This is a genomic window from Collinsella aerofaciens (assembly GCF_964243765.1).
Lineage (GTDB): Bacteria > Actinomycetota > Coriobacteriia > Coriobacteriales > Coriobacteriaceae > Collinsella > Collinsella aerofaciens_BU.
Genome location: NZ_CAXTGI010000013.1, coordinates 52,689 through 64,777, shown reverse-complemented (window position 1 = coordinate 64,777; position 12,089 = coordinate 52,689). Strand labels below are relative to the sequence as shown.

The window sequence follows — 12,089 nt, the reverse complement described above, 5'->3', positions numbered from 1 at the left end:
GGCCTGGCGTTAGCATGTCGCGATTCAATCTCGAAAACAGCATTGCCCAGTTGACAAAACTATAGGAACACCCCCCTCTTTGGGCAGCGCATCGAGCAGAGTCTTGCCCAGCTGCGTGACGGCGTTGACCGAGGTGTAGTCCAGCTGCCTGCCGTCCCCGGCGCCGCGCACGCGTGCTATGCCCGCCTGGAAGGTATAGCTTATGCCCGCGAGCACCTCGGCGCGCGTCGTGGTGGCCTTCTCCGCCGCGAGCCTCTCGAGGCGGGCAATCCTAGCCTTGACCTCATGCTCGGCCTCGAGCTTGCAGGCCTTGTTGTCCACCGTCTCGGGCTTCCAGCGCGAGCGGTCGGGCTATGCGGCGAGCATCGCCTGCCTCTGCGTCTTGCCGGCCACGCGCTCGCGGCAATATGTCTCGTGGCGCGGGTTCGCCATCGGCTCGTCGGCGTCCAAGCACCGCCCCCAATCAATCGCGCCCGCCGCGAAAAGCGGGAAGCCGCCCCGAAGGACGGCTTCCCAACGCCCCATGCGGCGGAGGATTACCGCACGGCTATGCTCCTAGACGTGTCGCCATGAGAAGGGCCGCCCCGGAGGGCGGCCCTTGGCGTCGCGTTCGGGCTACAGCCCGATGAACTCCCTGAGTCCAGGGTGAGAGAGCGCCATCATCGCAGCCATAATGAACACGAGGGCGACGTCTGCGGCGATCAGGCAGTTCCTCGGCCAGTTGCCCAGTTCCACCTTCCTGTGGTTGAAGGACATCTTCCAGATGAAGACCAGCAGGATGCAGACCGTGTTGATGAGCACGAAGCCCACGAGCGCGGCGAGGAGCACGATGGCACGTATGCCGCCGTCGATGCCAAGCGCGCCCATCGCGGAGGTCGAGAACCCGACGCCGCCGTTGAAGGCGAGCACGACCGCCGCGAACACGCCGAGGATCGCGATGTACTCCATCCTCGTCTTGTCGAGGCGCTCGTCGAACTCCCTTTCCAGCTCTGCGCGTTTCTGGTCCGCCTCGTCCCTTTCCGCTTTTACTTCGGCGATTGCCGTTTTGAATGCGCGCATGGCCTGCTGCTGTTCGATGTCGTGGCTCAGCCTCGTCTTTTCCAGGTCGATGTGGTCGGCGAGTTTGAGGACACTTTTCGCCTGGTCACAAAGTCCATGCTTCGTCAGGTACTCATGGATGATGCGAATGTTCTCAGCGAGGCAATTGACCGAATAGGGGACCCCTTCGTCTAAGTCCCCAGAGGACTGCCCGAGTGCATTGAATACCAGGTCGCAGATGTCGGCATATCTATGGCGATAGGGCTCGCTCCCCCCATATAGCTTTGCGAAGAAGCTCGAGGCTCGGCGTATGTCCTCTTGGGAGAGCACCGCAGCATCATCCGTGCTGGCGAGGGATTCGAGCATGTCGCGGAGAGCCTTGCGTTTCTCTGCGTCGTCACTGCCTGCGTTTATTGGAGGAACTTTCAGGGGCGGTTTCGAAAGAGTCCCAATTTTGCTGGTGAGCAGAGAGAGGGCTCTTCCGATAGTTTTCGGCCGCCTTTGCGTATTCTTGTTCGGTCACTCAGAGACCTCGCTAGCGCACTGCATGATTAGCTCATTTGGGATGATTCCCTTGTGTAGGCGCTTCTGGTTGTAGATGACGTCCCACGGGGACCCCTCGGCGTGTGAGATCCTGACGAGTTCCCATGGGGATTTCTCGGCGAGCATGTCCACCCCCGCATCCAGGAACGGGCGGATGGAGTCATTTATCTCGGTGTCGAACTCGCGTTTTATCGGGAAGCCGCCGCAGTCAGAGAACTCAACGTAGACATCCCTGATGACCGGGCCGTAGGGCCATGCCTCAAACTGGTCGGCGAATAGCAGCTCGCCGGTCTCGCTCGCGTGTATGACTTGCAGGAAGTAAAGAATCTTCTGGAGCTGAAGATTGCTGATTGGCGTGTCGTGGCGATATCGCCTGCTGACGGCGTACTCGGCGATTTCCATCGCACAGTACTCTGTCCCGATTTGGACTTTCATCTGTTTCCTCCTTTCCCAAATCATACCAGTGATGTGCTTCCCATCTGCGCTTATCGTGATAAAAGCATCTCAGCTCGCCCGGACAAAAAACGGACGGTCCCTCCAGCGGGGGTTCCGGTCTCGGACGCGCCCCCTAGTCCTCCACGGCCCCAGCACCAGGGCGAACGGCACGTGCAGCAGGAACGCCATGAGCACGAGCGCCGTGACCGCAATGCCCAACGCCCATTTCACGTCTTCGCCAATCACTTCATCTCCTTCCGCTCGAACCTGCAGAAGCGCGCACATGCGCCCAAGGTCGCTACCGTGTATCTCGCGATCACCACATCCCTCGCTAATGGCGCGCGTGGCCCTGCGGTCGGCGAGCCCGGACTCGAGCACCCAGCTGACCACCGAGCAGATCGAGGGGTTCTGCCCCAAGGCGTCCGAGGCGCTCGAAGAGGCCGAGGCCGACGCGCTGGCCTACCTCGACTTCCCCTACGAGCACCACGTGAGACTTCGCACCAACAACGTGCAGTAGCGCGCCAACCGCGAGCCCAAGCGCCGCGGCTGCGTGGTGCAGGTCTTCCCCAGCAGGAAGTCGCTCATCAGGATGATGGGAGCGGTGTTCTCAGAGATGGACGAGGGCTGGGCCGGACGCCGCCAGTTCAACGAAGACCCCATCGGCAGGGCCGTCGAGGGCGCCAAGGTGAACGCGCCTGCCTACGAGGGCCCTGCCGCCGAGCACGCGGCCGGGATCATCGCACTCGTCGCGGCCGGTAACCCCGTTGTCGGCAGGAAGGCGGCGTGACATAGGCTAGAATGACGGCATTCTAGATGATTCTCGGTTCCTCGGGCAGCCTGTGGCCACCCTCGAGAACCGAGCCCTACATCATGATTCGCGACACTACCATACTGTTGATAAGCGAAAGGGGCTTGCGATGCGTAAGTCAGCAAGATGCTTGGGGCGGGATGTTGGGTTTAACGCAGAGGAGGTGAATGTCTGGCTGAAGGAAGAAGGCTACCTCGAAGGCGAACCTGGAGATTATAGGGTCACCGAGAAGGGGCGTCCTTATGCCACGCAGAGGCACTGGGAAACCGGAAGCCCTAATCATGCTGGCTATGTTTCCACGTCATGGAAAGAGGAAATCCTCAATGAAATTGGCCCGCTTTCCCCGGAACGCAGACGTGAGCTTTCCGATTCGGTTGCAGCCAATCGCGCCGAAAAGAAAAGGCAGAGAGAAGAGTGGGAGGCATCGCTTGCGGCAAATGGCGATGACAGTCTTGATGACGGCCAGCGCGATGGCAATGATGCCTCCGATTCGAACGGTGGCAAGGTGGCGGCTGCTGCGATTACCGTAATTGCCGTTAGCTTTCTGGCGGTGAAAGGTGCTCAGGCGGCAAAGCCTCATGTCGAAAAATGGTGGCGTGAGACCGCGCGTCCAAAGATTGTCAAGACAAAGAAAAACGTTATGGCGAAGTTCAAGGGAGTATCTGACGAGCAGGGCGAGGAGGCTGATCCTAAGACAACGGAGAAGACAGCAGATTAACCTTTAGCGCCTTTCAGTGGCGAGGAGAAGCAGCACGCTGCGCCCTCACCCACGCAAGATGTCGTCCATAATTGCGAACCTCACTGCTTCGATCGAGTGGTCGTTGCCGTCGGGGATGCCCTCAAGCCACGTCCCGTCGCAGTCGTGGTCGTGGTCGTACTTCTTGAGCCTGGACTTCTCATGCGCCAGCGGGCAGCGCACCGGGTCGATGCAGATTTTGCGCACCCTGCCAGCACTCGTAGGAGAGCCGCCTCGTGTTGCTCTTGGGCACGAGCCTCACCTGCAGCCCCACCTTGCGCGGCACATGGCCATCGACTGCTTGCATTCGGGCGTTTCGCCGCACCAGATCAGATCGCCGTGCAGGTATACGTCCCCGCCGGGCTCGTCCGCGTAGGCGTACAACTGGGTGAATAGCATCACCACAGTATTTATGGCGAGGAAGGCCACAAGCAAAGGCGCAAGAAATACAATACACGACGCACGACGCTCCACCAACCAACCGCCATTCAGGGACACATTCGGCCAACTGCGCACTAAACAAAGCGGGGTCCGGAGCGCTAGTCCGGGACCCCGCTTTGTTTCGCAAGGGCTGCTACCTCTACTGCCCCTGCGCGCGGTAGCGGGCCTCGGTGGCCTCCTTGGCCGGGCGCCACCAGGACTCGTTGGCGACGTACCAGTCGATGGTCTGCTTCAGGCCCCCGGCGAAGTCGGTGTGCGCCGGCCTCCAGCCCAGCTCGCGCTGGAGCTTGGCGGAGTCGATGGCGTAGCGGCGGTCGTGGCCGGGACGGTCGGCGACCCAGTCGAAGTCCTCGGGGTCGCGCCCCATGGCCTCGAGGATCATGCGCAGGACGGTGATGTTGTCCTTCTCCCCATTGGCGCCGATGAGGTAGGTCTCCCCCATGCGGCCCTTGGTCAGGATGTCCCAGACGGCCGATGAGTGGTCCTCGGTGTGGATCCAGTCGCGGACGTTCTCGCCCTTACCGTAGAGCTTGGGGCGCACGCCGTCGATGATGTTCGTGATCTGCCTGGGGATGAACTTCTCCACGTGCTGGTAGGGGCCGTAGTTGTTGGAGCAGTTGGAGATCGTGGTCCGCAGGCCGTAGGTGCGGGTCCAGGCGCGCACGAGCATGTCGGAGGAAGCCTTGGTGGAGCTGTAGGGCGAGCTCGGGTGGTAGGGCGTCTCCTCGGTGAACTTGGCGGGATCGTCGAGCGCCAGGTCGCCGTAGACCTCGTCGGTGGAGACGTGGTGGTAGCGGACGCCGTACTTCCTCACGGCCTCCAGCAGGCGGAAGGTGCCCTCCACGTTGGTGCGCAGGAACGGCTCCGGGTCGGCGATGGAGTTGTCGTTGTGGCTCTCGGCGGCGTAGTGCACGATCGCGTCGCGGCCCGGGACGATCCTATCGAGCAGAGCGGCGTCGCAGATGTCGCCCACGACGAGCTCCACGCGGTCGGAGGGCAGACCGGCGATGTTCTCGGGGTTGCCGGCGTAGGTCAGCTTGTCCAGGACGGTGACGTGGACGCCCGGGTGGTTGTTCACGACATAGTGGACGAAATTGCTGCCGATGAAGCCGCAGCCGCCCGTGACGATGATATTCTTGGGTTCGAAGATCTCAGACATATTTACCCCCTCTTTGCCTCGTTTGCGACATTCAAAAGATACTTACCATATGCAGTCTTCTTCAGCGCTTCGCCCAGTTCGTGTAACTGATTATGGTCGATGAAACCGCGGCGATAAGCGATTTCTTCCAGGCACGCAATGTAATAACCCTGGCGGCTTTGCACGGCCTCCACGTACTCGGCGGCCTTTAAAGGACCTTCGGGCGTGCCCGTATCCAGCCACGCCATGCCTCGGCCCATCAGCTCGACCGACAGTTGACCTTGATCTAGATAGGCATTGTTGATACTCGTAATCTCCAGCTCGCCGCGCGCGCTTGGTTTAACGTTGGCCGCGATGTCGGAAACTTGTCCATCGTAGAAGTACAGCCCTGGTACTGCATAGTTTGACTTTGGAGCCTCGGGCTTTTCCTCAACGCCAACGACGCGATGATTTTGATCGAACTCCACCACACCAAAGGCCCTGGCGTCCTGCACGGGATATCCGAACACAACGGCACCGCCGCGACCCTCAACCTTATCTTTTGCGCACGTTAGCAAACGAGTGAGGTCTTGGCCGTGGAACATGTTGTCACCCAGCACCAGCGCACACGGCTCGCCGGCTAGAAAGTCGCGTCCGATGGTAAATGCTTCGGCTAGACCGCGAGGTTTGGCATGCTCTGCGTACTCTAGGCGCATGCCTAACTCGGATCCGCCCCCGAGAAGCTCCTTGAACACCGGCAGGTCACGTGGCATCGAGATGACAAGCACCTCTCGGATGCCAGCGAGCATCAGAACGCTCAAAGGGTAGTACACAAGTGGTTTATCGTAAATTGGTAGAAGTTGTTTGCTAAGGGCTTTAGTTATCGGATGCAGTCGAGTGCCGGACCCGCCGGCGAGGATGATGCCTTTCAACGTTTTCCCTTCAGCGGCAGTCGAAACAAAGTGCGCATTGCTGCTGAAGTCACTTATGGCTGTTTGGACAAGTATTATATTGGTCGTATATCTCTTAGGAGTCTGATACCGTTCTTGCTAATTTCCTCGATTGGATCAGCGTTCGGTTCAGATTTAGCTTTGGTTATGGCTTTAGTTCTACCGCAATTCTTTAAACCTATTGAGAGTCATTTCGGCCTTGAAGTCTTCGAGGAAGTGCAAGAAGTCATATTTTGGCTCGTAGCCTAATAGCTTACGACAGTTATCGATATCCATTACATAAGAAGGACCGCTTGGCATTTCCGGACGGTAGACAATCTTTGATTCAACGCCGTCTGGATTGAATACCTTCGCGATACCGCGAATCCAGTCCTCATTTGAAGTTCCAATACCGGTACCCACATTAAAGAAGCCACCGTCAACGTTCTCTACGGTCACAGCTTTACGTAAGAGCTGACAGAAGTCCTTGACGTTTACAACATCTTTGGCGCGAGTGGGATCGCCCCAGATTTCAAGCGTTTCTCCAGCCATGGCTCGATCCATCAGCAAACGATACCCAAGTGTCCGACGCACGCCATCGACGTTGTATGTCTTGTCGGGGGTAAAGGCGTAGACAGTGGGGAGCCTAAACACAAAGCCTTTTAATCCGTACTCAGCCTGATAATGCTTGATCAAATCAACGGCGAAGCATTTGGAAAGAGCATAGACGGTGTGATCGCCAGTCATAATAATATTGCGATCATCGTAAGGATGAATTACGGGGTTTTCCGGAGTAACGGAACCCAGCACATCGGATATGGTCTGAGCATAAAGAATGCGATCAGCACCTGTCTTACGGCAATACTCGAGTACGCTAAGGGCTCCACGGCTGTTTACGTCAATATAATTGGAAGGGTTATAGCCGCTCATATATGCTGGCAGTAAACCGGCAAGAAGAATCACCGCATGGACGTCCTCTTGGGGAAGTTGCTCCAGAGTAGAAGCATCAGACATATCTATGCTTGAATAACTAATGTTATAGCGATCGAAAAAATTAGTCTCTCTATGACCGGCGGCAAACACTTCATATTCATCTGCAGGCAGGTGATTTACTAGATCTTCGGTAAGGTATGCACCGGTGTTGCCGGTTGCACCGATTACGACAATTATCTTTTTCACGGTTAGCTCACCTTCGCCCTCATGAACTCACTCGGCTCGGCGCGAAATGCATCAAGCTCGGCTTGTGTGTCGAACCTAAGGAATACCGATCCAAATGCATGATTTGCTGCCGTGAACGCCTCGACTTTGGCGCCGGGCTCAATCCACAGCTGCTCTTCGGCAAGATGAGAGACGGCGAAATCAGCTGCATACTCCATACCTGTGAACACCCCATCGCGATCAGAGTGAAGCATCTGCTGATACCAGAAACCGTCATAAGCAGGCATCGAAAGATTGCCAACGGGTTCGCCGAGAGCGGCCTTCACCGCCGCCATGACAAGATCGGTCTTGCCGTCGGTGGCATATTTGAGCATCTCGCACAGTCGGTTACCGCCGCCGCGCGGAGAGCTTTCCATAATGTAAGCCCTGCCATCGGTTGCCACGCGGGTCTCAATGTTGAATACACCGTCACGAAGCCCCAACAGATCGGACAGGCGCTGCAACTCAGCAACCAGTTCTTTTTGAGCCCAAGTCGGCAGAGCTGCCGGCATTGCATACGCAGCGGGCGTGTAGGGATTTGGAACGGAGGGATCGAACAGCTGCGAGGTAAAGCTCACGCATGAAAACTTTCCGCCGCTAACGAATCCATCGGCATCGGAGGAGTCTCCCTCCTTCTCCAAAAACTGCTCGACGATACAGCGCCCATCACGCGAAAACTCGAGAGCGTACTCAACCGCTGCCTTAAGACCCTCGGGACCATCCACGCGTGAGCAACCCTTCGATCCAGCCGAATCAACCGGTTTGGCAATCACGGGATAAGCAATCGAATCAGCTTCTTTCATGGCCTCGTCGGCAGAGCGGTAGATATGAAGCTCGGGACAATTAAAGCCATTATCACGAAGGAAGGCGCGGTAGCGCTCTTTATCTTGAAGAATGCTAACCGCCTCATAGCTTCCCTGGAACGGCAACCCCAGTTTCTCGGCAGCATAGGACGCAGACACAACACCAGGGTCGGCAGCGAATGACATAATGCCGTCCGCCTTGCATTGTTTAGCGGCGGCAAGCACAGCCTCGTTATCGATGATGCTCGCATTGATGTAATCATCCGAGAAAGCGTGCGCATAGTTATGCGGTAAATAATCGCAAGTAACGACCTTCGCACCCAACTCGTGCGCTGCCTTAATAACTGGCAGTGCATAACGTGCCCCACCAAGAAGGAGAAGTGTCTTACTCATCGGTTTTCCTTTCCTGCATTCAGAACCGTATTGCAGATTCGGTCAACGTCTTCCAACGTCAAATCGGCGTACATGGGAAGCGTGATCACCTGGGATGCCGCCTTCTTTGCCACTGGCGTGCGGTCGCTTGAGTACACGCTTCGATAGCATGCGTAATCGTTGACCAGCGGATAGAAGTATTTGCGTGCGCCGACGCCAGCCTTGTCCAGGGCATCGAAAACGTCATCGCGCGTGGCGCCGAAGACGCTCGGATCGAACAGCACGGGAAGGTACGCATAGTTGTGGCGGATGTTCTTAGCGGGACGGAAAACGGTCACGCCGGCTGTGCCTTCAAGGTTATCCCAATAACGCTCGGCAACGGCCTTGCGCTTGCCGATCTCGGCGTCCAGATGACGAAGATTGCAGACGCCCATAGCCGCGCAGAACTCATTCATCTTGGCATTGCCACCGACGTACTCGACGTCCTCGGGTCCCGTGATGCCGAAGTTCTTCCATTGGTTGAGCAATGGATACAGATCTTCGTCCTTGAAGCAGACGCAACCACCTTCGATGGTGTTGAATACCTTGGTTGCATGGAAGCTGAACATGGCCGCATCGCCGAAAGTCGCAGCGCTATCGCTGCTTCCGTCTTCATTCACGCGCTCGACGCCGAAGGCATGGGCGGCATCATAGATGACTTTCAGGCCGTGACGTTCAGCAATCTCCTGGATGGCGTCGACATCGCAAAGATTGCCGTAAACATGCACAGGCACGATAGCGCAGGTGCGCGGGGTGATTAATCGTTCAATGCTCTCGGGATCCAACGTTAGGTTCGCGGGATTCACGTCGGCAAATACGGGAGTAAGTCCCTTTCGCACGATAGCGTGAGTGGTCGAGGCAAAGGTGAACGGTGTAGTGATGACCTCTCCGCCGGTCGGAAGAGCCATAGCCTCAAGGATGCACTCTAGAGCATTATGACCATTCGTGAACAGAGCAAGGTTGTCGATCCCCAAACGCTCCTTGAGGTCTGCCTCGAGCTTCTTATGCTCAACACCCATATTGGTAAGCCAGTGGCTTTCCCAAAGAGGTGCGACCTCTTCAAAGTATTCCTCCATGGGAGGCATGGAGGATCGTGTGACAAGAATGCGGTTACCCATATCAGGTACCTTCCCTTCGCTATGCAGCTTTCAAAGAACGATGACTAAAACGGTTACAGTATTGATACAACGTCTTTAACGACGTTTTGCACCCAAAAAATCCCTGGCGGTATTGATGAGGTATTCAAAGGCTTCGAGTTTAAAAATGCCTGCGATACCAAAATAGGTAATTGCCATTACGGCAACTTCGACAAGAATTTGAAGTCCAGGCGAGGCGACAAATGAACCGCAAAACAGCGCAAGTCCTCCTGCTATTGCTGAAATCACAAATGCAGGAGCGATATCGCGTATTTGCTCAGAATAGGAGTATCCGATAACCCGTTTGTTGGGATAAGCGTTAACAAATGTTGAGATGATGCCGGTAATCATATACATGGCAACCATTAAGTAAACGTCGCGCATTACAAACGCTGCGAATAAAATGAAACATATACCATAAGCTTTTTTTATCAGTTCAAGTTTTAAAAACAAATCAGATCGACCCATGCCGTTGAGGGCCTGTAAATTGGTGGTATGGATGGGCAGAAGAGCGTAAACGAAGCAGTACATTTGAAGGAATGGGACACAAGGCAACCACTTATCGCCCAAAAGGATAAAAACCACTGGTTTCGCTACCACCGCGAATAGTGTCATTGATGGAACGATTAAAAAGGTTGAAGACTTGAGTGCCCGTCGGATCAAACTCTTTACAAGTGATACGTCGGTTTGCAAATGTGCTACAGCTGAGAGCATTACGGGTTGAATAGCACCATCCAGCATGGAACCTAAAGCTTGAGGATACTTCTTTCCTTGTGAAATAAGTCCAAGGCTATTAGTGCTGAACTGTTTTCCAATAATTAGGTCCGAAATTGACTGATAACCTTGGTCTAACAAGCCAGAAACAAGTAACTTCCATCCATAGTTAAGATGCTTTCGAGCCTTTACACGGTCAAACATTTTACTTGGAAACCATCTTACCTGAATGCCTAACACTAAGCAGTTGGTAAACTGGAAGACAAGTTGCTGTAGAACAAGGGCCCATAGACCGGCTCCTAAAACGGCACTACCAATGCCAATGATTCCTGAAATTAGAGCGGCGGAAATGGTCGCAAAGAATACTTTCCGAAGCTGCAAAACACGCTGAACGATAGCGACTTGCACAGAGTTAAACGAAGTAATTAGGAATACTAGGCTAAGAGCTCGTAGCGGCCAAACTATGTATGGCATGTCATAAAAAGTGGCAACAGATGGGGCAACGATATAAACGATTGCAAACATGCCTGCGGATACAAAAAAACTCAGCCAAAATACAGTTGAAAGATCAACTGAATCAATATTTTGAGCCTGTACAAGTGCCGTATTGAGACCTGATTGTACAATCACATTGCCAATATTTATGAAGACCAGCATTATCGCTAAGGAGCCAAATTCCTCGGGGGATAAAAGACGTGCGAGAATGATTTGGACTATAAGCTCTACGGTGGCTCGTCCCCCTCTTTCGAGCAGTTTCCAAAAGAGTGATGAAATTGTCGAATTTTTTAGACTCATTTGGAATTGCGCCTCACAATACGCCATTGCCGATTTCCGCTCCAAGCTTGTCGCTGGAAATCAAACCCTAACGTCCAACATAAATTCAAAATCAAATATTTGATTCGTTGCATTATTGATAGGCCACTAAAAGCCAAATTGCCTATATATCTTTTTTTAAATTCGGTATTACCACGACCGCGCAACCGAATTACTTTACTTTTCCCATTTTCAATCAACTCATTTTCAAACTGTCGATCAGTAACCTTATTGATATTGTCCAACATGGTGAGCCAAGATAACCCTCCATGAATGAGTCGACGCTCATCCTCTTTATTTAAAGAAGTCCATGATCCAGGGGTGCCAAATCTGTAGACACTCATCTCTTCAGCAAGAAAAAATACGTCCCCTACGGTCGCTAGATAAAATGCACGTGGAAAATCTCCGACAGGAGTTTTAAAACTCCATTTCTCTGCATAACTAAGTGCATCACTTCGTTTGAATAAAAAACTAGCAGTTGGAAAGTGCCATTCTTTTGCCAAATCAAGCGCATTTAAACTTCGATCAGCTGAGCCGGCACCCATCGTTCCCAGCAATAAACCATCATTACCAGATATCACATATGCCGAGTGAGTACATAATGAACAGCTCGGATGGCTCTCCATGTAGTCAACTTGTTTTTGAAGTTTATCTCGAGCACACCAATAGTCATCCCCTTCACAAATGGCAATATACTTACCTTTTGCGTTAGGGAGCAAAAACTCGTTTATGTAGTTTATTCCTTCGCTAAAACGATTGCTCTTTTCGGTAAAAATATGAACGCACGAATTCTTTGCCTCATATTCCCTTAAAATGTCAATTGTTCCATCGGTTGACGCATCATCATGAATTAGGATCTCGAAACCAAAATCTGTTTCTTGGTTCAAAAAGCCATCAAGCATTTCTTTAACATATTTAACTTGGTTGTAAGTAATACTTAAAATCGAAACCAATATTTCATTGTTCAT

At 53.9% G+C, this 12,089-nt stretch carries 13 protein-coding genes and 1 pseudogene; 3 read left to right on the top strand and 11 right to left on the bottom strand.

The window, feature by feature from the left end; translation table 11 throughout:
• Nucleotides 1-24: 24 nt before the first annotated feature.
• The 3 genes from ACESSC_RS08960 to ACESSC_RS08950 all read right to left on the bottom strand — a co-directional run bounded on the left by ACESSC_RS08960 (nt 25) and on the right by ACESSC_RS08950 (nt 2,016).
• Complete coding sequence (locus ACESSC_RS08960) at nt 25-321, bottom strand: hypothetical protein (protein ID WP_373162574.1); 297 nt, start codon at nt 319-321, stop codon at nt 25-27.
• A gap of 294 nt (nt 322-615) precedes the next feature.
• Nucleotides 616-1,404: a hypothetical protein gene (locus ACESSC_RS08955; RefSeq protein ID WP_373162573.1), complete on the bottom strand. Its 789-nt coding sequence runs from the start codon at nt 1,402-1,404 to the stop codon at nt 616-618.
• A gap of 153 nt (nt 1,405-1,557) precedes the next feature.
• Nucleotides 1,558-2,016, bottom strand: coding sequence for a Panacea domain-containing protein (locus ACESSC_RS08950; RefSeq protein WP_373162571.1), 459 nt, complete (start codon nt 2,014-2,016; stop codon nt 1,558-1,560).
• A 343-nt stretch (nt 2,017-2,359) separates the two neighbouring features.
• Between ACESSC_RS08950 and ACESSC_RS08945 the strand changes: the two genes are divergently transcribed.
• The 3 genes and pseudogenes from ACESSC_RS08945 (at nt 2,360) to ACESSC_RS08935 (ending at nt 3,542) form a co-directional block, all read left to right on the top strand.
• Nucleotides 2,360-2,533 carry a hypothetical protein gene (locus ACESSC_RS08945; RefSeq protein ID WP_158551475.1) on the top strand — a complete coding sequence of 58 codons (174 nt, stop codon included), beginning with the start codon at nt 2,360-2,362 and terminating at the stop codon, nt 2,531-2,533.
• Between the two features lie 15 nt (nt 2,534-2,548).
• Nucleotides 2,549-2,803 (top strand): annotated as a pseudogene (locus ACESSC_RS08940) (IS256 family transposase); the annotation flags it as partial.
• Nucleotides 2,804-2,933: 130 nt separating this feature from the next.
• Complete coding sequence (locus tag ACESSC_RS08935; RefSeq protein WP_373162569.1) at nt 2,934-3,542, top strand: hypothetical protein; 609 nt, start codon at nt 2,934-2,936, stop codon at nt 3,540-3,542.
• Nucleotides 3,543-3,587: 45 nt separating this feature from the next.
• On the opposite strand, the gene ACESSC_RS08930 is transcribed toward ACESSC_RS08935, so the two are convergent.
• From ACESSC_RS08930 to ACESSC_RS08895, 8 genes are all read right to left on the bottom strand, one after another.
• Nucleotides 3,588-3,767 (bottom strand): hypothetical protein, encoded by a 180-nt coding sequence (locus ACESSC_RS08930; protein ID WP_117654730.1) that lies wholly within the window; start codon nt 3,765-3,767, stop codon nt 3,588-3,590.
• Between the two features lie 373 nt (nt 3,768-4,140).
• Entirely contained in the window at nt 4,141-5,160 is a 1,020-nt protein-coding gene (gene rfbB, locus ACESSC_RS08925) for a dTDP-glucose 4,6-dehydratase (RefSeq protein WP_373162568.1), read from the bottom strand.
• A 2-nt stretch (nt 5,161-5,162) separates the two neighbouring features.
• Nucleotides 5,163-6,050 (bottom strand): glucose-1-phosphate thymidylyltransferase RfbA, encoded by an 888-nt coding sequence (gene rfbA / locus ACESSC_RS08920; RefSeq protein WP_373162566.1) that lies wholly within the window; start codon nt 6,048-6,050, stop codon nt 5,163-5,165.
• A 177-nt stretch (nt 6,051-6,227) separates the two neighbouring features.
• Nucleotides 6,228-7,226: an NAD-dependent epimerase/dehydratase family protein gene (locus ACESSC_RS08915; protein WP_373162564.1), complete on the bottom strand. Its 999-nt coding sequence runs from the start codon at nt 7,224-7,226 to the stop codon at nt 6,228-6,230.
• Nucleotides 7,227-7,228: 2 nt separating this feature from the next.
• The gene (locus ACESSC_RS08910) at nt 7,229-8,440 is read right to left on the bottom strand and encodes an ATP-grasp domain-containing protein (RefSeq protein ID WP_373162563.1); all 1,212 of its coding nucleotides are present in this window, start codon (nt 8,438-8,440) and stop codon (nt 7,229-7,231) included.
• Entirely contained in the window at nt 8,437-9,576 is a 1,140-nt protein-coding gene (locus ACESSC_RS08905) for a DegT/DnrJ/EryC1/StrS family aminotransferase (protein WP_373162561.1), read from the bottom strand. The genes ACESSC_RS08910 and ACESSC_RS08905 overlap by 4 nt, the downstream gene beginning before the upstream one ends.
• Before the next feature lie 75 nt (nt 9,577-9,651).
• Entirely contained in the window at nt 9,652-11,130 is a 1,479-nt protein-coding gene (locus ACESSC_RS08900) for a lipopolysaccharide biosynthesis protein (RefSeq protein WP_373162560.1), read from the bottom strand.
• Nucleotides 11,100-12,089 carry a glycosyltransferase family 2 protein gene (locus ACESSC_RS08895; protein ID WP_373162559.1) on the bottom strand — a complete coding sequence of 330 codons (990 nt, stop codon included), beginning with the start codon at nt 12,087-12,089 and terminating at the stop codon, nt 11,100-11,102. Before ACESSC_RS08895 ends, ACESSC_RS08900 begins: the two co-directional genes overlap by 31 nt.

Bases quoted from the DNA above. Each gene is read 5' to 3' on its own strand.
- ACESSC_RS08895 (WP_373162559.1), bottom strand. From the start codon at position 12,089: ATGAACAATGAAATATTGGTTTCGATTTTAAGTATTACTTACAACCAA.
- ACESSC_RS08935 (WP_373162569.1), top strand. From the start codon at position 2,934: ATGCGTAAGTCAGCAAGATGCTTGGGGCGGGATGTTGGGTTTAACGCA.
- ACESSC_RS08955 (WP_373162573.1), bottom strand. From the start codon at position 1,404: ATGCTCGAATCCCTCGCCAGCACGGATGATGCTGCGGTGCTCTCCCAA.
- ACESSC_RS08905 (WP_373162561.1), bottom strand. From the start codon at position 9,576: ATGGGTAACCGCATTCTTGTCACACGATCCTCCATGCCTCCCATGGAG.
- ACESSC_RS08910 (WP_373162563.1), bottom strand. From the start codon at position 8,440: ATGAGTAAGACACTTCTCCTTCTTGGTGGGGCACGTTATGCACTGCCA.
- ACESSC_RS08950 (WP_373162571.1), bottom strand. From the start codon at position 2,016: ATGAAAGTCCAAATCGGGACAGAGTACTGTGCGATGGAAATCGCCGAG.
- rfbB (WP_373162568.1), bottom strand. From the start codon at position 5,160: ATGTCTGAGATCTTCGAACCCAAGAATATCATCGTCACGGGCGGCTGC.
- ACESSC_RS08900 (WP_373162560.1), bottom strand. From the start codon at position 11,130: ATGGCGTATTGTGAGGCGCAATTCCAAATGAGTCTAAAAAATTCGACA.